Annotated in this window: 25 protein-coding genes and 1 pseudogene; 14 read left to right on the forward strand and 12 right to left on the reverse strand. The window is 42.5% G+C overall.

All coding sequences use genetic code 11. The annotated features are described in order from the left end of the window. Positions 1 to 127: 127 nt before the first annotated feature. Positions 128 to 772: an ATP-binding protein gene (locus tag IM322_RS09605; protein WP_353737503.1), complete on the reverse strand. Its 645-nt coding sequence runs from the start codon at positions 770 to 772 to the stop codon at positions 128 to 130. Then, positions 769 to 1,236, reverse strand: coding sequence for a nuclease-related domain-containing protein (locus IM322_RS09610; protein WP_287675582.1), 468 nt, complete (start codon positions 1,234 to 1,236; stop codon positions 769 to 771). The genes IM322_RS09605 and IM322_RS09610 overlap by 4 nt, the downstream gene beginning before the upstream one ends. Before the next feature lie 150 nt (positions 1,237 to 1,386). On the opposite strand from IM322_RS09610, the gene IM322_RS09615 reads away from it, so the two are divergent. The 13 genes and pseudogenes from IM322_RS09615 (at position 1,387) to IM322_RS23695 (ending at position 10,235) form a co-directional block, all read left to right on the forward strand. After that, on the forward strand, positions 1,387 to 1,737 hold the full coding sequence (locus IM322_RS09615; RefSeq protein ID WP_287675583.1) for a hypothetical protein: 351 nt from the start codon (positions 1,387 to 1,389) through the stop codon (positions 1,735 to 1,737). 111 nt (positions 1,738 to 1,848) lie between these two features. Next, positions 1,849 to 2,031, forward strand: a complete 183-nt coding sequence (locus IM322_RS09620; protein WP_287675584.1) for a type II toxin-antitoxin system VapC family toxin — start codon at positions 1,849 to 1,851, stop codon at positions 2,029 to 2,031. Positions 2,032 to 2,344: 313 nt separating this feature from the next. Then, positions 2,345 to 2,785, forward strand: coding sequence for a photosystem II protein PsbQ (gene psbQ / locus IM322_RS09625; RefSeq protein ID WP_286824893.1), 441 nt, complete (start codon positions 2,345 to 2,347; stop codon positions 2,783 to 2,785). 538 nt (positions 2,786 to 3,323) lie between these two features. Then, positions 3,324 to 3,686 (forward strand): ATP synthase subunit I, encoded by a 363-nt coding sequence (locus IM322_RS09630; RefSeq protein ID WP_149988376.1) that lies wholly within the window; start codon positions 3,324 to 3,326, stop codon positions 3,684 to 3,686. A 57-nt stretch (positions 3,687 to 3,743) separates the two neighbouring features. Beyond that, on the forward strand, positions 3,744 to 4,493 hold the full coding sequence (atpB, locus tag IM322_RS09635) for a F0F1 ATP synthase subunit A (RefSeq protein WP_002739857.1): 750 nt from the start codon (positions 3,744 to 3,746) through the stop codon (positions 4,491 to 4,493). Between the two features lie 230 nt (positions 4,494 to 4,723). After that, entirely contained in the window at positions 4,724 to 4,969 is a 246-nt protein-coding gene (gene atpE, locus IM322_RS09640; RefSeq protein WP_002740068.1) for an ATP synthase F0 subunit C, read from the forward strand. Positions 4,970 to 5,199: 230 nt separating this feature from the next. After that, the gene (locus tag IM322_RS09645) at positions 5,200 to 5,631 is read left to right on the forward strand and encodes a F0F1 ATP synthase subunit B' (RefSeq protein ID WP_002795845.1); all 432 of its coding nucleotides are present in this window, start codon (positions 5,200 to 5,202) and stop codon (positions 5,629 to 5,631) included. Between the two features lie 126 nt (positions 5,632 to 5,757). Continuing rightward, entirely contained in the window at positions 5,758 to 6,300 is a 543-nt protein-coding gene (locus tag IM322_RS09650; protein WP_104397599.1) for a F0F1 ATP synthase subunit B, read from the forward strand. Then, entirely contained in the window at positions 6,301 to 6,849 is a 549-nt protein-coding gene (gene atpH / locus IM322_RS09655) for an ATP synthase F1 subunit delta (RefSeq protein ID WP_002763366.1), read from the forward strand. It begins immediately after the preceding gene. Positions 6,850 to 6,917: 68 nt separating this feature from the next. Beyond that, positions 6,918 to 8,426: a F0F1 ATP synthase subunit alpha gene (gene atpA, locus IM322_RS09660; protein ID WP_287675585.1), complete on the forward strand. Its 1,509-nt coding sequence runs from the start codon at positions 6,918 to 6,920 to the stop codon at positions 8,424 to 8,426. A gap of 191 nt (positions 8,427 to 8,617) precedes the next feature. Continuing rightward, positions 8,618 to 9,565 (forward strand): F0F1 ATP synthase subunit gamma, encoded by a 948-nt coding sequence (locus tag IM322_RS09665; protein WP_002784837.1) that lies wholly within the window; start codon positions 8,618 to 8,620, stop codon positions 9,563 to 9,565. 161 nt (positions 9,566 to 9,726) lie between these two features. After that, positions 9,727 to 9,819, forward strand: a pseudogene (locus IM322_RS23690) (hypothetical protein); the annotation flags it as partial. Positions 9,820 to 9,923: 104 nt separating this feature from the next. Next, on the forward strand, positions 9,924 to 10,235 hold the full coding sequence (locus IM322_RS23695) for a GUN4 domain-containing protein (protein ID WP_502863638.1): 312 nt from the start codon (positions 9,924 to 9,926) through the stop codon (positions 10,233 to 10,235). A 169-nt stretch (positions 10,236 to 10,404) separates the two neighbouring features. Here the strand turns inward: IM322_RS23695 and IM322_RS09675 are convergent, their stop codons facing one another. The 8 genes from IM322_RS09675 to ahcY form a co-directional block, all read right to left on the reverse strand. Continuing rightward, positions 10,405 to 10,794 carry a type II toxin-antitoxin system VapC family toxin gene (locus tag IM322_RS09675; RefSeq protein ID WP_287675586.1) on the reverse strand — a complete coding sequence of 130 codons (390 nt, stop codon included), beginning with the start codon at positions 10,792 to 10,794 and terminating at the stop codon, positions 10,405 to 10,407. Continuing rightward, positions 10,791 to 10,988 (reverse strand): hypothetical protein, encoded by a 198-nt coding sequence (locus IM322_RS09680; protein ID WP_002789758.1) that lies wholly within the window; start codon positions 10,986 to 10,988, stop codon positions 10,791 to 10,793. The genes IM322_RS09675 and IM322_RS09680 overlap by 4 nt, the downstream gene beginning before the upstream one ends. 124 nt (positions 10,989 to 11,112) lie before the next feature. Next, positions 11,113 to 11,364, reverse strand: coding sequence for a type II toxin-antitoxin system VapC family toxin (locus IM322_RS09685; protein ID WP_287079898.1), 252 nt, complete (start codon positions 11,362 to 11,364; stop codon positions 11,113 to 11,115). Between the two features lie 150 nt (positions 11,365 to 11,514). Next, entirely contained in the window at positions 11,515 to 11,709 is a 195-nt protein-coding gene (locus IM322_RS09690; protein WP_287675587.1) for a type II toxin-antitoxin system VapC family toxin, read from the reverse strand. Continuing rightward, positions 11,706 to 12,005, reverse strand: coding sequence for a hypothetical protein (locus IM322_RS09695; RefSeq protein ID WP_002773173.1), 300 nt, complete (start codon positions 12,003 to 12,005; stop codon positions 11,706 to 11,708). Before IM322_RS09695 ends, IM322_RS09690 begins: the two co-directional genes overlap by 4 nt. A gap of 19 nt (positions 12,006 to 12,024) precedes the next feature. Then, positions 12,025 to 12,147, reverse strand: a complete 123-nt coding sequence (locus IM322_RS09700) for a hypothetical protein (protein WP_287675588.1) — start codon at positions 12,145 to 12,147, stop codon at positions 12,025 to 12,027. Next, positions 12,148 to 12,753, reverse strand: coding sequence for a DedA family protein (locus IM322_RS09705; RefSeq protein WP_045360674.1), 606 nt, complete (start codon positions 12,751 to 12,753; stop codon positions 12,148 to 12,150). It lies immediately after the preceding gene. 150 nt (positions 12,754 to 12,903) lie between these two features. Then, entirely contained in the window at positions 12,904 to 14,181 is a 1,278-nt protein-coding gene (gene ahcY, locus IM322_RS09710) for an adenosylhomocysteinase (protein WP_287079895.1), read from the reverse strand. Between the two features lie 243 nt (positions 14,182 to 14,424). Between ahcY and IM322_RS09715 the strand changes: the two genes are divergently transcribed. Then, on the forward strand, positions 14,425 to 15,600 hold the full coding sequence (locus tag IM322_RS09715; protein WP_287675589.1) for an ImmA/IrrE family metallo-endopeptidase: 1,176 nt from the start codon (positions 14,425 to 14,427) through the stop codon (positions 15,598 to 15,600). Between the two features lie 260 nt (positions 15,601 to 15,860). Here IM322_RS09715 and IM322_RS09720 read toward each other — a convergent pair whose 3' ends face one another. After that, complete coding sequence (locus IM322_RS09720) at positions 15,861 to 16,532, reverse strand: riboflavin synthase (RefSeq protein WP_287675590.1); 672 nt, start codon at positions 16,530 to 16,532, stop codon at positions 15,861 to 15,863. Positions 16,533 to 16,548: 16 nt separating this feature from the next. Next, on the reverse strand, positions 16,549 to 17,844 hold the full coding sequence (gene proA, locus IM322_RS09725) for a glutamate-5-semialdehyde dehydrogenase (RefSeq protein ID WP_287675591.1): 1,296 nt from the start codon (positions 17,842 to 17,844) through the stop codon (positions 16,549 to 16,551). Positions 17,845 to 17,942: the final 98 nt, after the last annotated feature.

A 17,942-nucleotide genomic window follows, 5' to 3' on the forward strand; every position in this document is an offset into this window, starting at 1 on the left:
AAACCGCCGACACCATCGGTCAAAGCAGGGAGGCATCGCGGCTGGGGTTGTCTCTTTCATCGCCGATTTCTCAACGTAAAGTGCTTACTCTGTAACGATTATACTCGATTGGACTTTTGTTGAGCGTTTAAGTCCCATTAAAGGGTTTAAATATCTCTTGTATATCATTTTCATTAGTTTTTTGAGAATCATCTTTAAAAATTAAAATTGATAGATTAAACATTTGACTAGCATAGTCAGCTATTTTTCTTAAAAAATCACCATCTAATTGTTGTGCCTCATCAATAATAATTCTGACTTCTTCTAAATTTTCTTTATTTTCTAAAACTTTTTGTACTAAACTAAGTTCTTGAAGCGTAAATATCTTTAAAAGATCATTATTAATTTCAACATTAAGCGAAATTTCCTTAGAAATATCATATTTTGAATCCTGAGAATTAGTAATGAATAAAACCAATCTATCAGATTGAATATCTGAAATAGCTTGTGAGATTGCGAGTTGAGTTTTTCCTGTTCCCGCAGGTCCATCAATAAGGATTGGAGTTTTAACTTTATAAAAACCATCTAAAATTTCTTGTTGCTCTTTAGTCAGCTTAATTATAGTTTGTTCCTCATCTTCTAGTTTTGCACTTAGGGATTTTCTAAATTCTGAATTAGGGGTAATTAAAGTTTTAATTTCTTCTACTATCTTTTTGCCAAGAGGTTGATGATGATTATTATTATTGCTATAATGACTATATATTTCGTTGATTTTCTCACCTAGATTTTTCAGATCATCTCTAAATAAAGTAACTTTTTTTCCATAAAGAGAGCTAAATTTCCCTCTAAAATATCAATATGAGTAAAACAAATTGCATATCCACAAGTTATCCAACGATTTTTCAAACTAGGTAGTTCACCTTTTAGGAATAACGGCAAATTCTTTGAGTTAGCTAATTGTTTTTTGTAGGGATTTTGATAAGAAATATTATCTCCCGATTTCCACTTATCATGTTCCCCGTCGTAAGAAAATCGAGTTCCTCCCTTGACTTCAATAATCAATAGGCCTTTCTGGGGGTGAACTAACAAGAAATCCGTTTCTCTTTCAGTTCTAGCTCCATCTTTATTCTTAAAAATCCAGTATCTGTCTTGAAAAATGTAAAAATCATCGTCAAGTTGAGATAGTAAATGATATACTTCTGATTCTCCCCGTAAATCAGGATTAGAAGGCGCATCTGGGGGAAACATTTTAGCCATAATTGATATTACCCATAATTAAAAACGAGCGATCACACAGTGTGCCTTCGGCAACGCAACTCTCTAAACCCTAACTTATCCAAAAATGCCTCATACTTATCTTGACTTCCAATAAAATAAGGAAGTAAAGCGATAAATCAACAAAATGCTATGGTCATCAATCTCAATATCCCGCCCTCCCAACCATCAGCTAATCTAAAGGTAAAAATACTGATAGAAACCCTTAAAAATGGTCAATATGCTGTATCTATCGCTGAATTGCCTCATTTTCGAGTCCAAGCACCCACCAAAGAAGAAGCCATTTCCCAACTACAAACAACCTTTATCGAACAAATTAGCCAAATTGAAACGATATCATGGACAACACCCCTAGATAACCCCTCACCCAATTGGCGAGAATTTGCAGGTATCTTTGAAAATGACGCAGATTTTCAAGAAATCATGGATACACTTCAAGCAGAACGTACTTTAGATGATGACAGTGAAGTAGATCCCTCATAAGCTAAACGGCTTTTACTTCGGATCACCGATATAGACTCCAAAAGGGTTATAGCTATTGGATCATGCAGGTTAAGCGCCGTTTAGCTTATTATCTGTAGAGGATAAAGATTTGTGTCTCAATATATTCTCGATACTGACCATATTTCCCTAATTCTTCGCAATCATCCCCAAGTTATTGCTAATGCGTCCCGTCACTCCATTTCCGTTACAATCATTACTGTTCAGGAACTTTTCAGTGGAAGGAACCACAGAGACACAGAGGACACAAAGATCGATCTCTACTATATAAGTTAAACTTAAGTAGGGAGGCACAATTATTTGTAGGATGGGTTAGCGGTAGCGTAACCCATGCGGGCGTTGGGTTTCATGCTTCAACCCAACCTACGTTTATCTTATATTTAATTCCACCCACCCACTTATTGCACAAAGTCGAGAAGAGCCCTTTTTAAGTTTCTTCTCTTTTTGTTAATGAAAGATGTGACCAATGGATGCCCTAAAAGGGGCGAGGTTTTAAACCCAAAATTCTGATAAAGTAAAAATCGTTCCGATACCTTGACTGGTTAAGGGAGAGAACGTCAATAGCTTGTTAAATAGTACATATAAACCAATGCCACGTCTTCGCTCGATTATTTCCCTAGTTTTAGTCCTAGTTACTACCCTGCTGGTTAGCTGCAGTGGTCCGCAAGCAACTATCCCCAGCGTTTACAGTCCCCAAAAAATCGAACAGTTACAGGTTTACATCCAACCCATAGAAGGATTTCGCCAAAAAATGAGCGTTTTGCAAGACCTCATCGCTGACAAAAATTGGGTAGATACTCGCACCTATATCCACGGTCCCTTGGGGCAATTGCGTCAGGAAATGGTAGGATTATCCCGTAATTTACTGCCCAAAGACCAAGAAAAAGCCAAGCAGTTAGCGAAAAATCTTTTCGTTCACTTTGAACGTATCGATGCGGCAGCCAAAGAAAAAGATGCTAGTCTTGCCGCTACTCAATTCCAAGAAGCATTAAAAGACTTCGATGCTTTCTTAAATATTGTTCCCAGTTAGTTTGTATCGGGAGACAGAATCGGTTATCAGTTATCAGCTTTTTTAAAAAATATCGGGCTTTTTGCCTAGAGATTGTTGTCAGAGAGAAGCACACAAAAACTTTTTTCTTATGGGTATTGAGTTTAAAAATCAAGATAGAAAAAAATAGTGAACCTTACCTTTTCCCAACCAACTGCTTTTTATTAACCATTGGCAGGATCACTTAGTTTAGCAGTTATCTTAATAGTGAGGTACGAAGTCTCTGGTTTTAGGGAACAAGCAAGAGGGAGCGCCGGAGTTGGGGAAGTGGGGAGAAGGGACAGGGGAGGGGGGAGAAAAAAGCTGATGACGGCTGAGAGCGGGGGGAATCATGGCCATTTACAATTGCTTAATAATTGTTGCCACTGCCGTGATAATATGTCTTGTGGCTCACCTGAGCGTCATAGCTCGGAAAGCAATCTAGATATTGAGATTAGTCTATCGCTGATTTAGGTGTACCTTGTCTGATCCATCGATCGAATCTCCCCCAACCCCAGAAACCAACCCGCCGTCAGATCCGATGCGGGAATACTATCAACTACAAAACACTTTATTGATCACCACCCTGATCTTAAGCGGTCTGATCTTTATTCCCGTGTGGTGGTTTTATTCCCTCAATACCGCCCTTAATTACCTATTAGGGGCAATGGTGGGAGTTGTTTACCTAAAACTCCTGGCCGGGGAAGTGGAAAAATTGGGGGTAACGAAAAATCGGGTGGGCAAAAAAGGATTAGCCCTATTCGCTGGATTAATCATCATCGCCAGTCGTTGGCAAGAACTGCACATAGTGCCAGTTTTTTTGGGTTTTTTGACCTATAAAGGGGCGATCATCGTCTATACTCTGCAAACCATCTTCAAGTTGGAGCAGAAAGCCGATTCCTAACCCCTTTGACCGTTAAAATAACCCTGATTTGCGAACCCGAATCTCTCCAAGGTGGAAATGTTAGACAGTTTAAGTGTGCTTAATTTTTATAGCCTCGCTTCCCTGGAAGTGGGACAACACTGGTACTGGCACATCGGCGGACTAAAAATTCACGGGCAAGTGATCGCGGTCTCCTGGATCGTCTTCGCTATCTTAATCATCGCCTCGATCGCCGCTACCCGCAAGATCCAGAAAGTTCCTAGCGGTATTCAAAACCTGATGGAGTACGTTCTGGAATTTCTGCGCGATTTAGCCAAAAACCAGCTAGGAGAAAAGGAATATCGACCCTGGTTGCCCTTCATCGGCACCCTATTTTTATTTATTTTCGTTTCTAACTGGTTAGGGGCATTGATTCCTTGGAAGTTAATCGAACTGCCCGAAGGAGAATTAGCCGCCCCCACTAACGACATCAATACCACGGTGGCGTTAGCCCTACTGACTTCCCTCGCTTACTTCTACGCGGGCATCAGTAAAAAAGGACTCGGTTACTTTGCTCACTACCTAGAGCCGATTCCCGTGCTATTACCGATCAAAATTTTAGAAGACTTTACCAAACCCCTCTCCCTCAGCTTCCGTCTTTTCGGAAACATCCTCGCGGACGAGTTGGTAGTGGCCGTATTAGTCTTCCTTGTCCCCCTAGTCGTACCCCTACCCCTGATGGCTCTCGGTTTATTTACCAGCGCTATTCAGGCCCTTGTCTTCGCCACCCTTGCCGGGGCCTATATCCATGAGGCCCTGGAATCGGAACACGAAGAAGAACACGCTTAAAAGCGAGGGACAAAAAAAGAAAAATTTCTTAGGGAAAAGTGTCCAAATAATAGGATAATAACTAAGAAATTATTGGTCGAATTCAGGATGAGCAACTGAATTCCCAGATCGTTCTTTCCCAAAAACTCTTTCGGGAGTTTTGAGCAGAAAACCAGCCATTTTTTACGGCTGAGAACGCGCTCTGTAAACAACAGATTGAAATTGATTAGTAAATAGAGGAAAAAATCACCATGAACCCCACAGTAGCTGCCGCTTCCGTTATCGCCGCCGCCCTCGCCGTTGGTTTAGCCGCTATCGGCCCCGGCGTTGGTCAAGGTACCGCTTCTGGAGAAGCTGTTTCTGGTATCGCCCGTCAACCCGAAGCTGAAGGAAGAATTCGTGGTACCCTTCTCCTCAGCTTGGCATTCATGGAATCCTTAACCATCTACGGCTTGGTTATCGCTCTCGTTTTACTGTTCGCTAACCCCTTCGCCTAATTAAAAAAGCAGTGGGCTATCAGCCCCCAGTCCGCAGCTTGGCGGGAGAGTTTTCAAAACTCTAAAAAAACGCCGAAGGAGCCAACTAAAAAGTCTGGTTTTTGGGACGGAAGGCTGATAGCTAGTTAAGGGAATTTTGCTGATCCCCCCTGACTGTTTATTGTTAAAGCAGGGGGATCGTCTTCCTTTTTTGAACCTGCCTATAGCTTCTATTTATCAGGAATAAATCAATGTTTGATTTCGATGCCACCCTGCCAGTGATGGCACTACAATTTATTCTTTTGGCAGTGATCCTGAACGCCGTTTTTTATAAACCCCTCAGTAAAGTTTTAGATGAACGGGCGGAGTATATTCGGCAAACAGAAAGCGGAGCCAAAGAACAACTAGCCAAAACCGAAGCACTGGTACAAGAGTACGAATTGCAATTAAGTTCGGCTCGTAAACAATCCCAAGAGATTATCGCCCAAGCGCAAGCTGAGGCCCAAAAACTAGCCAGCGAACGAGTTGCCGCAGCCCAAAAAGAAGCGATCGCTCGTAAAGAAGCCGTCGCCGCCGAAATTGCCCAACAGAAAGAAGAAGCCTTTCGTTCTCTAGAAGGACAAGTAGCCTCTCTTTCCCGTCAAATTCTCGAAAAACTCCTCGGCCCCGAACTCGTTCGCTAAACCCCAGCCCTTGGTTAATAACAGTGATCAGTGAAAAGATAGAAGTCAGTCGTCAGAAGTTAGAAGACTGATAACTTACCTCTGATAACTGATAACTGCATAACCTACTCCCCGCCCTCAATAATCATGATCATCGACACAGTTTTATTATTAGCCACGGAGGCGAAGGAAGCGGCAGCAGAGGGATTCGGCATCAACACCGATATCTTAGGAACTAACCTATTTAACCTCTCGATTCTGCTCGGTTTAGTCATCTTCTACGGCCGCAAAGTTCTCGGACAAATCCTCGGAGAACGTCAGTCGAAGATTGCTGAAGCTTTGGCCGAAGCTGAAAACCGGAAAAATATTGCCGCTACCGCCCTCGCCGAAGAACAGAAAAAACTCGCCCTGGCAAAACAAGAGGCGGAAAAAATTATCGATAACTCTCGATCTAGAGCTAAAGCTGTCACCGCCGACATCGCCGCCCAAGCCGAACTCGATATTCAAAGAATGCGCGAAAGTGCCGCTAAAGATCTCTCGGCGGAACAGGATCGCGTTTTAGTAGAATTACGCCAAAGAATTACCGCTTTAGCCTTAGCTAATGTGGAATCCCAATTAAGCACCGGCCTGGAAGAATCGGTACAACAAACCCTAATTGATCGCAGTTTGGCCAACCTAGGAGGTAAATAGATGCAGGGAAGTTTAATCAGTTCAGAAATCGCCGAACCCTACGCCCAAGCATTACTTTCCGTCGCCCAAAGCAGCGGACAATTAGAAGCGATCGGCGGCGAAATTAAATCCCTCTTGGAATTGCTAGAAAATGCTCCCGATCTAAGAGCTTTTATCGGCAATCCCGTCATCAAAGAAGAAGCTAAAAAAGCCGTTCTTTCCCAAGTAATGGGGAGCAGTGCCAATCCCTATTTAACTAACTTCATGATGTTATTAGTCGATAAACGTCGGATTCAATTTTTAGAACCCGTTTGTCAACAATATCTCACCCTGGCTAGAGTGCTGACTAACACCGTTTTAGCGGAAGTTTCCTCGGCCACCGAATTGAACGATAGCCAAAAACAAATCGTCATCGACAAAGTGAAAACCCTGACCGGGGCAAATGTGGTCGAACTGAAAACCAAAGTTGATGGCAGCCTCATCGGTGGTGTGGTGATCAAAGTCGGTTCTCAGGTCTTTGATGCCAGCATTCGCGGTCAACTACAACGCCTCAGCCTCTCCCTGCGCTAAGGTCATCTAATCTCCCTTTTTTGCCGTTTTTTCACCTCCTAATTTTTTACTTTTTCCCAGATTAAACTATGGTAGCTATCAGACCCGACGAAATTAGCACGATTATTCGTCAACAGATCGAATCCTATAACCAAGAAGTACAGGTCTCCAACGTGGGAACCGTCCTGCAAGTGGGTGACGGTACTGCCCGCATCTACGGCCTACAACAAGCCATGTCGGGAGAACTATTAGAATTTGAAGATGGAACCGTCGGCATCGCCCTTAACCTCGAAGAAGATAACGTCGGTGCAGTGTTAATGGGTGACGGTTTCGGGATTAAAGAAGGCGGTACGGTGAAAGCTACCGGTAAAATCGCTCAGGTTCCCGTGGGTGAAGCCTTAGTCGGCCGCGTGGTTGATGCTCTCGGTCGTCCCATCGACGGTAAAGGGGACATCATCACCAGCGAAACCCGTCTGGTGGAATCCCCCGCCCCCGGTATTGTCGCTCGCAAATCCGTCTGTGAACCGATGCAAACCGGCATTACCGCTATCGATGCCATGATTCCCGTCGGTCGTGGTCAACGGGAGTTAATTATCGGTGACAGAAAAACCGGTAAAACTGCGATCGCCATTGACACAATCATTAACCAGAAAAGCGAAGACGTGATCTGTGTCTATGTCGCCATCGGTCAAAAAGCCTCCACCGTCGCCCAAGTAATCGACACCCTCACCCAAAGAGGAGCCATGGATTACACCGTGGTGGTGGCCGCTAACGCTAACGACCCCGCCACCCTCCAGTATATCGCCCCCTACACCGGAGCTTCGATCGCCGAATACTTCATGTATAAAGGCAAAGCGACCCTAGTTATCTACGATGACCTCACCAAACAGGCTCAAGCTTATCGTCAGCTATCCCTGCTCATGCGTCGTCCTCCCGGTCGGGAAGCTTACCCCGGCGACGTTTTCTATCTCCACTCCCGTTTACTAGAGCGCGCCGCTAAACTCAGCGATGCCCTCGGTGGTGGCAGCATGACCGCCCTGCCGATTATCGAAACCCAGGCCGGTGACGTTTCTGCCTACATTCCCACCAATGTAATTTCGATTACTGACGGTCAGATCTTCCTCTCCACCGACCTCTTTAACGCTGGTTTCCGTCCCGCTATTAACGCTGGTATTTCCGTATCCCGCGTGGGTTCGGCAGCCCAAACGAAAGCGATGAAGAAAGTGGCCGGTAAATTAAAACTAGAATTAGCCCAGTTTGACGAATTAGAAGCTTTTGCTCAATTCGCTTCTGACCTTGATGCGGCCACCCAAGCACAACTCGCTCGCGGTCAGCGTCTGCGTCAAATCCTGAAACAGCCCCAAAACTTCCCCCTGGCCGTTTGGGAACAGGTCGCGGTGGTTTATGCCGGTTTAAACGGTTATCTCGACGATATCGCCACCAATAAAGTTATCGATTTCTGCACTGGCCTACGGGAATACCTGAAAACCAGCAAACCTCGCTACGTTGAGATCGTTAGCACTGAAAAACAACTCAACGACGAAGCGGAAGGCCTGCTCAAAGATGGCATCAACGAGTACAAACAAGCCTTTAAATAATCTCGGTAATCAGTAAATGAATGTTGGTAATGGGGGTTAGGTTTTAGGGGATGGGGTGTTGAGGTTTTGGGGTTTTGGGGTATTAGTTGAAATTTCCCGATCTCCCCATTTCCCCACCTCTCCATTCCCTCCTAAACCCCGACTCTTGACTGATGACTGATAACTGATAACTGATAACTGATAACTGAATTATGCCTAATCTCAAAGCGATTCGCGACCAAATTCAATCGGTCAAAAATACCAAAAAAATTACCGAGGCCATGCGTCTAGTGGCGGCCGCAAAAGTGCGCCGCGCCCAAGAACAAGTTCTCTGTACCCGTCCTTTTGCCGATGCCCTCGCTCAGGTACTTTATAATCTGCAAGGTCGTTTGGCCTTTAGTGATGTTAACTTACCCCTACTGGCCCAACGGGAAGTAAAAACCGTGGCTCTGTTGGTAGTGACAGGCGATCGAGGTCTTTGTGGCGGTTATAATACTAACGTCATCCGTCGTGCCGAACAACGGATGAATGAATTAAAAGAGCAAGGGATTAACTATCAATTAGTTGTTGCCGGCCGGAAAGCGGCACAGTATTTCGAGCGCCGGAATGCTCCCATTGCCGCTAAATTTATTAACCTCGAACAGATTCCTACTGCCGATGAAGCTGGCACGATTGGGGATGAATTGCTTTCCTTATTTTTATCGGAAACAGTTGATCGCGTCGAGTTAATTTATACTCGTTTTATCTCCCTGATCAGTTCCACTCCGGTGATTCAAACCCTGTTACCTTTAACTACCCAAGGTTTAGCGGTACAGGATGACGAGATTTTCCGTTTGGTGACTAAAGAGGGAAAATTTAAGGTACAACGGGAAAAAATGGCCAGCCAACCAGCGCAGGTTTTTCCCCAAGACATGATTTTTGAGCAGAATCCCGTCCAAATCCTCGATTCTCTCCTACCTTTGTACTTAAATAACCAATTACTGCGCGCTCTCCAGGAATCGGCAGCGAGTGAATTAGCAGCCCGGATGACGGCGATGAGCAACGCCAGCGAGAACGCCAGCGAGTTAATCGGGACTTTAAGCCGCACCTACAACAAAGCGCGTCAAGCCGCTATTACGCAAGAATTGCTAGAAGTAGTAGCGGGAGCCAACGCTCTCTAGGTTTAAGCCATTTTTTCTTCTGATTATCAGTAGGAGTGATTATTTTCACTCCTTTTTTTTATATACTCATTGCAATTAAGATAGGGATTAATCGATAAAGTGCTAGGGGTGTTAACTATTCTCGATTACAGCAACTCCTAGCAGCAGGAAACTGGAAAGAAGCAGACGAAGAAACAGGTAAAGTTATGTGTCGGGTCGCCGGAAGGGAAAGCGAAGGATGGTTGAGACGAGAGGATAAGCTAAACGGCGCTTAACCTGCATGATCCAATAGCTATAACCCTTTTGGAGTCTATATCGGTGATCCGAAGTAAAAGCCGTTTAGCTTATTGATAATTTTCCCTGTGAAGATTTACGAACTATTAACCAACTTTGGCTAAACTACAGTAACGGTAAGTTTGGCTTCAGCGTCCAGAAAGAAATCTATGAAAGTCTTGGTGGCACGAGAAAGTATAATCAAAAGGTGTGGGAAAAGTTCGGCGATCGCGTCGGCTGGAGAAAAGGAGGTAGTTGGTTGGTTTACAGCGACTTAACTTTTAATATTGGAGCCCCCAAAGCTCACCTCCCAGGCTGTTTAATTAAGGTATCTGGTGAGTATTGTTGGACTTTAATGCATGGCTTGAATTGTTACTTGTTTTCTCTCACGCAAAGACTTGTAACCTGTAGCATATAACAATCTCAGGTCTTTTATCAAGTCTAATTTTGGCTACTTTCTCTACGAATTCATGGTTTTTTTTATACTTCAATACCTAGCACTGGTTGCTGTCATCAAGCTATCGGTTTCCAGTAGTAGGCTACTTTGCAGATAAGTCAACTTTTAATTCTCGCTCTTCTACTATTCTTTACCCCTCATCAATAAACGGGTTTTTAATATTTAAACCAGAAATATCCTTAAAATCATCAACATTTCTAGTGACCAAACATCCATTTTGGCTCAATGTTGTTGCGGCAATAATGGCATCGGGAATCTTGATTTTATACTGTCGTTTCAGTTGAATAGTCATATCTTCAATTTCTCTCAATATGGGAATTAATTCAAACTGTGAGAGTAAATCTTCAATTATCTGCTCTTCTTCCTTAGACAAAGTAGGAAAACTGAGTAACTCAATTCTGACAATTGGTGAGATAAAAATCTGATGCAAACTCAAAAAAGCTTGGGAGAAAAAAGAAGTAACTATATCATCATCGGCTAAATAATAAATAAAAATATTGGTATCATAGACGTATTTCATCCATCCCACTCCCGACGAAGAGACTCTACATGAGATAGCATTGCCGCTTTTTTATCCTTAAGAATACCTTTGGCTTTAACCACCTTTTGATAATCTTTTTGCCAAAGCTGAAGCAGTGAATCTGGCACGTCTGCTGTAATAAAATTTTCATCCTCAGCAATCAGATAATTCCTTGGTATTTTAATCAGTGGCACAGCTTTTCTCCTAATACCAAACAGTATTTAATGTCTCTGTCATAGACCATCATTATATATTATCATCACAAGTACGGTAGAGCCACCAAGCCAAGGAATATTCGGGTGATAAAACTAACTTTGTTTAATTTAGAGCGGGATTAAGTAATTCTACCTGACAGCGTAATGCTGCATCTATTAATTGCTTATCATTGGTAGCCAATGGTAAATCTAAGCGCAAAGCAAGCTCTAAGTAAGCAGCATCATAAGAAGCTAATTTTTGTTCTCTTGCTAGTGTTAAAGTCCTGCCAAAAGCTTGGACTGAAGTTAAAGAATCAATAGTAATAAGTAAAGACTGTAACCAATTAATCGATGCTTGAGTTTGCTCGACCGTCATCCGATTTCTTCGGTTCTTCCGAACTTACACTGTAGAAAATTCCCCAAGCTCCCTCTCTGTCCAGTAATGCTCTAAAGTTGATAAATATCAATCTAACAAAAACTCAAAACCTTACTATACAAGCTTTACAAGCATGAGTTGTTAATAGTTTTACATGACAGGTTCGGTAGAGCCATTTCTTCTTTCTGCGACTAGGAGAGTATTGACAATCTCTAAAGACCAAATTTCGGGAACAAATGCTTCGGCGTTTGGCATTATGTCTAATACTGCGTTAGCATAATCGTTATCTTCATCGACCAAACACCAGCTAATTGCTACCGAACAATCTAAAACGAACTCAATCAAAACCGCCTCCCTTCTTCTCGCATGGCACGAATTTCACTTTTAGGTAAAGCTACAGTTTTTTGAAGGCGGCGCATTCCTGAAATAGCTTGGGTAATAGATTGCTCTACTACTGGGTTGCCCCAGGCATTATAGCGAGGTTTTCTTTCCTCTTTTCTACTTGCTAAATCTTCACTGACTTCTTGAACCGCTTCAACGGTTACTGTAACATTTACTTCAGTTTCTTTAAAATCGGACGGTATATCTAAATGTAAGATTCCATCTCTACCAATCTGAGAACGTAGTTTAATTGTTGGCATATTAAAACCTCGTATATTCTTATCCTTTTGCCCCTTTATAAGCAGTAAAACGTAGTAAAACGTAGGGTGCGTTAGACGGCAAAAATTGCTGCTTTGACTGGAAGGTGACAATCCGTCGTAACGCAGCACCTATGATCAACATTTACTCATACCGGCGGTTGCGTTTGCGGATAATCCAGAGGATAAACCAGATAACGAGGGCAAGTAGGGCTATTTTTGAGACGGGAGCCAGATATTCTTCCACAAGGGGGTAATTTTTCCCTAAAAAGTAACCTGCTGCCGTTAAAAAAACGACCCAGAGGGTCGTGCCGATGGTGGAGTAAACTAAAAAGGGAATCATCGCCATGTGATTCATCCCAGCAGGTAGGGAAATCAAAGTTCGCACTCCGGGGACCAAACGACAGAGTAAAACCGCTTTACTACCGTGACGGTTAAACCATTGATTGGCTTTTTGAATATCTTTAGCGGAAACGGTAATCCATTTGCCGTATTTATCAGCTAGTTTTTCGATTTTTTCCTCATCCACAACCCGACCGAGATAATACCAAGGTAGCGCTCCGACTACGGTTCCGACAATCCCCGCTACCACTGCCGGAATAAATTCCATTTGTCCCTCATGGACGGTAAAACCGGCTAGGGGCATAATTAATTCTGAGGGAATGGGAGGAAAAAGATTCTCTAAAAACATTAATAGGGCTATGCCTAAATAGCCCATCGAAGTCATTGTATTTGTAATCCATTCAGTCATATTTTTTTATGATTTAGAAAACAGTTTAAAAGTAAAAAAAGGGGGTTGGGGAAGTATTTTCAGTAAACTGAAAACTCACACCTGATAACTGAAAACTCACATCTGAAAACTGATAACTGATAACTGATAACTGATAACTGATAACTGATATTAGGTTCCGGAAGTCCAGGAGTTGATATATTCTAATTGGGCTTCGGTGAGGGTATCGATTTCAATCCCCATGGCTTGCAGTTTCAAACGGGCGATTTCTTGGTCTAATTCGTAGGGAATCGAGTAGATGCCGGGGGCCAATTTACCTTTATTTTTAACCAAGTATTCTACACCGATCGCCTGGTTAGCGAAACTCATATCCATAACGGCGCTAGGATGACCTTCGGCGGCTGCGAGGTTAACTAGGCGACCTTCACCGATAACAACGACGGATTTACCGCTTTTTAGGCTATATTGTTGGGTAAAGTTGCGAACTTCCTTAACATTATTCGCTTTTGCGCCTAAAGCTTGCAGGTCGATTTCAATATCAAAGTGACCGGAGTTGGAAACAATCGCCCCATCTTTCATTAGGTCGAAATGTTCAGCCCGGATAACGTGCTTGTTACCAGTAACAGTGATGAAGATATCGCCTTCTTTAGCGGCTTCATCCATGGGCATAACGCGGAAACCGTCCATCGCCGCTTCAATGGCGCGTACGGCGTTAATTTCGGTGACAATTAGATTAGCGCCTAAACCTTTGGCCCGCATAGCGACACCTTTACCACACCAACCATAACCAGCCACAACCACGGTTTTACCGGCGAGGAGGATATTGGTGGCGCGAATGATACCATCAAGGGTAGATTGACCTGTACCGTAGCGATTATCAAAGAAATGCTTGGTTTCTGCGTCGTTAACGTTCATTGCGGGGAAGGATAACACCCCAGCTTTGAGCATGGCTTGCAAACGGACGATGCCGGTGGTAGTTTCTTCGGTAGTACCGATAATGTCGGGTAATTGGTGACTTCTTTCTTTAACCAGGGTGGCCACTACATCACAACCATCATCGATGATAATCTGGGGTTTATGATCGAGGGCGATTTGAACGTGACGGTGATAGGTGTCGTTATCTTCCCCTTTGATTGCATAAACGGGGATGCCGTAATCAGCGACTAAACAAGCGGCCACATCATCTTGGGTGGAAAGGGGATTACTAGCAATTAATAACGCATCAGCGCCACCGGCTTTGAGTGCGATTGCCAAATTAGCGGTTTCGGTGGTAACGTGACAGCAAGCGACTAAACGCAGTCCAGCAAAGGGTTTTTCGATGGCGTAACGTTCGGCTAATTGACGCAAAACGGGCATTTCCCGACCAGCCCATTCGATGCGTTGTTTGCCGATGGGGGCTAAACTAATATCTTTGATGTCGTATTTCTGTTGAACTGGTGTTGCTACCATAAGGGGTTTTCCTTAAATACAAGCCTAGGCTATTGGTTAATTTAACTTAACATTGTCTGGGTATTTTGGCTAATGTCAAGCTTTCGGCTGGTTTTTTATATAGGAAAAAGTTATCAATCCCTCGCTGACCTATCCAGAAATCGGTACATTGTCTCTATTTTAGGTAACTATATAGTACAATTAAACTACTGTAGTAGCTCAATTAAGCTAGAAATCTCTATCTCGTGATGATAAGATAAAGTGATGGGCGAGAAACTGACAGGCGTTAATCCCAAGATAATCCAATGGGCAAGAGAAAGGGCGAGATATTCTCTTGAGTCTGTGGCGGTCAAGTTTAAAAAAGATGTTTCTGTTATCGAGAAATGGGAGTCAGGAGAGGACTTTCCTACCTATAGTCAATTGGAAAAGTTAGCAGAAATATATAAACGTCCCCTCGCTTTATTCTTTTTCCCAGAACCTCCCCTAGAAGCGGAGGAAAAACAAGAATTTAGAACTTTGCCAGACTTTGAAATCGAAAATTTGGCCGCCGATACTATCTATGCTTTACGACAAGCAAAAGCGATGCAATTGTCGCTACAGGAAATTAATAATGGTATTAATCCTAGTACCAAGAAAATCTTTCAGGATATTTCGGTTAGCTCTAGTGATGATTTAAGGAAATTAGCCGAACAGATCAGAAATTATTTAAACGTTACTCTAGAAGAACAACTGACCTGGAATGATCGGGAAACTGCCTTAAAAAAATGGCGGAGTGCCGTGGAAAAAGCTGGTATTTTTATTTTTAAGCGTTCTTTTAAGCAGCGAGAAATTTCGGGATTTTGCTTGATAGATATTGAATTTCCAATCATCTATCTTAATAATAGCACGGAAAAATCTAGACAAATATTTACCATTTTTCATGAATTAGCACATATTCTTTTGCAGACTAATGGAATTACTAAGTCTAACGATAGATATATTAATAGTTTGCAAGGAGAAAATAAATATATCGAGATATTTTGTAATAAATTTGCTGCGGAGTTTCTGCTTCCTAATCATGTTTTTTCTGAGATAATCAGAGAAACAATAGTTAACGATAAAATTATCTCGAAAATTTCCAGTGATTATAAGGTTAGTCGAGAAGTAGTTTTACGAAAACTATTAGATAATAACTTGATTTCTCAGAAAGAATGTACTTTTCAAGTAAGCGAGTGGTACAGTGAGCAGGTGGGAAAAAGTCAGGACAAAAATAAAAAATCTGGAGGTGATTACTATGCTAATCAGGCGACATATTTGGGAGAAAATTACCTAAAACTTGTGTTCAATAAATACTATCAAGGCCAATACGATATCGAGCGCGTTGCCGATTATCTAAACATTAAAAAAGTTGCTATGGTGGAAGAACTTGAAAAATATTTATTAAAGAAAGGACTGTTTTGATGGTTTACATTTTTGACACAAGTAGTTTTAAGGTTTTAGGAAACTATTTTCCCAAAAGTTTTCCCACCGTTTGGCAAAAAATCGATTTGCTTGTTGTGTCATACTAAATCCGTTGAGTATAGGCTACTTATGAGGATAGGCACTCATGCAAGAGGCAAAAGGCAAAAGGAGGAATAGATAATCAGTCTTTAATAACTGGATTTAGTATCAGAAGGTAGACTAAAATCAGTACGGGAAGTGCTTAGGCTTTTTCTGGAAAACTAATAACCATGTTCAGCCAGAAATTCTAGGCTAATCTCGCTAGGAGCGTGATAAGAGCGCATTCCTAGCAATTTTTCCACATATTTGCCTAAAATATCCCCTTCTAGATTCACCCAATCCCCTAATTTTAAATGGGAAAGATTGGTTTCGGCGTAGGTGTGGGGGATGACAGCCACTTTAAACCAGCTGCCGGAGGCATCGCAATCGGCCACGGTTAAACTGATGCCATTAACAGCTATACTGCCCTTACCGACGATATAACGAGCTATGTAGTTATTCCACTGGTCTTCTAGGGAACTAGGGGCAGCAAAGGTCATTTCCCAAGAATTAGCCACGATTATCGATTCTAATAAACAGCCAATTCCGTCCACATGACCGGTGACAAAATGACCGCCGATTTTACTACCCACCCGCAGAGAGGTTTCTAGGTTAACGTTGGTTTCTGTTTTAATCCTTCGTCCCAAAGTAGTGCGCTGTAGGGTTTCCGGGGAAGCGGTGGCCACAAAACCCTCTGGGAGAATTTCCTCAACTGTCAAACAAACCCCATCCACAGCCACACTATCACCAATCATTAAATCTTGGAGAATTGTATCAGAGGATACAGACAAATAGAGTCTATCGGTATCCACGACCCGAATCGTTGCCAAGGCTTGAATTAATCCTGTAAACATCTGCTTTTTTTCTCGACTATAAATCCTTGTGAGTGAAAGATTGGGCATTTTCCCCAGAATAATCGGCGACAATATGACCATCTCCGGCTAATTGATATTTGTAGGTCACTAATCCCTCTAATCCCACCGGACCGCGGGGGGGCATTTTTTGGGTACTGATACCCACTTCGGCCCCAAAACCGTAACGGAAACCATCGGCAAATCGGGTGGAACAATTATGAAAAACTCCGGCGGCATCGACTCGATCGCTAAAGGTTTTGGCTGTGTTAAAATTTTCGCTGACAATGGCTTCCGTGTGTCGAGAACCGTAATAATTAATATGTTCGATTGCCGATTCTAGACTATCGACAATTTTAATTGACAGAATTAAATCACTATATTCGGTTTGCCAGTCCTGTTCTGTGGCCGATGGTACGTTAATAATCTGACGAGTTGCTTCATCTCCCAATAATTTAACCTTTTTTTCCTCTAATGCCTGGGCCACTGCGGGTAAAAATTGTCTAGAGATTTCTTGATGAACTAATAAAGTTTCAATGGCATTACAAGCGGCAGGATATTGAGTTTTGCCATCGACGGTAATCCTAATTGCTTTGCTTAAATCGGCTTCTTTGTCGATGTAGAGATGACAGATACCATCGGCGTGACCAAGCACAGGAATGCGGGTATTATTTTGGATATAACGAACAAATTCGTTAGAACCTCTAGGAATTATTAAATCGATGTATTGATCGAGTTTTAATAGTTCCTGAATTTCTTCTCGTGTTGTTAATAATCGTACCGCCGCCGGATTAACTTTAGTTTGACTCAATGCCTGATGAATAATTGTTACTAAAGCTTGACAAGAACGGAGCGCCTCTTTCCCCCCTTTTAAAATAACGCCATTACCAGATTTAATCGCTAAACTGGTAATTTGAATTAAAGCATCGGGACGAGCTTCAAAAATCACCCCTAAAACCCCCAAAGGACAGGTTATTCTCTGAAGAATTAAACCTTGATCTAATTCCCGATTAATTTGCATCGTAGCTAAAGGATCTGCTAATTTAGCCACATCTCGCACCCCGGCAATAGCGGCTTTTAATTTGCTGGGACTTAACTCTAATCGCGCACATAAAGCTGGAGATAATTCCATTGCTTTGGCAGTTTGAACATCGGCGATATTAGCTTCTAGTATCTGATCAGCATTGGCAGTTAAAGCCTCAGCAATAGCCTCTAAAGCTTCATTCCTTTCTTCGTTAGTTAGGATAGCCAGTTGACGACTCGCTTGACGGGTTTCTCGTGCGATTTCGGGGAGGGATAGAGAAGTTGTAACCATAGAAAATTAAAAGTAATAACCGCTATCTTGTTTATTTTATCTTATTTTTGATCAAGCTTCAGGGTTATTTAGGGTTATCAACTCTTGCCCTAATCATC

Source organism: Microcystis sp. M109S1 (assembly GCF_020247025.1).
In the GTDB taxonomy this organism is placed as follows: Bacteria; Cyanobacteriota; Cyanobacteriia; order Cyanobacteriales; family Microcystaceae; genus Microcystis.

Excerpts from the sequence above, each read along its gene's own strand:
- IM322_RS09610 (WP_287675582.1), bottom strand. The coding sequence starts at position 1,236 with ATGGCTAAAATGTTTCCCCCAGATGCGCCTTCTAATCCTGATTTACGG.
- IM322_RS09615 (WP_287675583.1), top strand. The coding sequence starts at position 1,387 with ATGGTCATCAATCTCAATATCCCGCCCTCCCAACCATCAGCTAATCTA.
- psbQ (WP_286824893.1), top strand. The coding sequence starts at position 2,345 with ATGCCACGTCTTCGCTCGATTATTTCCCTAGTTTTAGTCCTAGTTACT.
- IM322_RS09630 (WP_149988376.1), top strand. The coding sequence starts at position 3,324 with ATGCGGGAATACTATCAACTACAAAACACTTTATTGATCACCACCCTG.
- atpB (WP_002739857.1), top strand. The coding sequence starts at position 3,744 with ATGTTAGACAGTTTAAGTGTGCTTAATTTTTATAGCCTCGCTTCCCTG.
- atpE (WP_002740068.1), top strand. The coding sequence starts at position 4,724 with ATGAACCCCACAGTAGCTGCCGCTTCCGTTATCGCCGCCGCCCTCGCC.
- IM322_RS09645 (WP_002795845.1), top strand. The coding sequence starts at position 5,200 with ATGTTTGATTTCGATGCCACCCTGCCAGTGATGGCACTACAATTTATT.
- IM322_RS09650 (WP_104397599.1), top strand. The coding sequence starts at position 5,758 with ATGATCATCGACACAGTTTTATTATTAGCCACGGAGGCGAAGGAAGCG.
- atpH (WP_002763366.1), top strand. The coding sequence starts at position 6,301 with ATGCAGGGAAGTTTAATCAGTTCAGAAATCGCCGAACCCTACGCCCAA.
- atpA (WP_287675585.1), top strand. The coding sequence starts at position 6,918 with ATGGTAGCTATCAGACCCGACGAAATTAGCACGATTATTCGTCAACAG.
- IM322_RS09665 (WP_002784837.1), top strand. The coding sequence starts at position 8,618 with ATGCCTAATCTCAAAGCGATTCGCGACCAAATTCAATCGGTCAAAAAT.
- IM322_RS09675 (WP_287675586.1), bottom strand. The coding sequence starts at position 10,794 with ATGAAATACGTCTATGATACCAATATTTTTATTTATTATTTAGCCGAT.
- IM322_RS09685 (WP_287079898.1), bottom strand. The coding sequence starts at position 11,364 with ATGACGGTCGAGCAAACTCAAGCATCGATTAATTGGTTACAGTCTTTA.
- IM322_RS09695 (WP_002773173.1), bottom strand. The coding sequence starts at position 12,005 with ATGCCAACAATTAAACTACGTTCTCAGATTGGTAGAGATGGAATCTTA.
- IM322_RS09700 (WP_287675588.1), bottom strand. The coding sequence starts at position 12,147 with ATGTTGATCATAGGTGCTGCGTTACGACGGATTGTCACCTTCCAGTCA.
- IM322_RS09705 (WP_045360674.1), bottom strand. The coding sequence starts at position 12,753 with ATGACTGAATGGATTACAAATACAATGACTTCGATGGGCTATTTAGGC.
- ahcY (WP_287079895.1), bottom strand. The coding sequence starts at position 14,181 with ATGGTAGCAACACCAGTTCAACAGAAATACGACATCAAAGATATTAGT.
- IM322_RS09715 (WP_287675589.1), top strand. The coding sequence starts at position 14,425 with ATGGGCGAGAAACTGACAGGCGTTAATCCCAAGATAATCCAATGGGCA.
- IM322_RS09720 (WP_287675590.1), bottom strand. The coding sequence starts at position 16,532 with ATGTTTACAGGATTAATTCAAGCCTTGGCAACGATTCGGGTCGTGGAT.
- proA (WP_287675591.1), bottom strand. The coding sequence starts at position 17,844 with ATGGTTACAACTTCTCTATCCCTCCCCGAAATCGCACGAGAAACCCGT.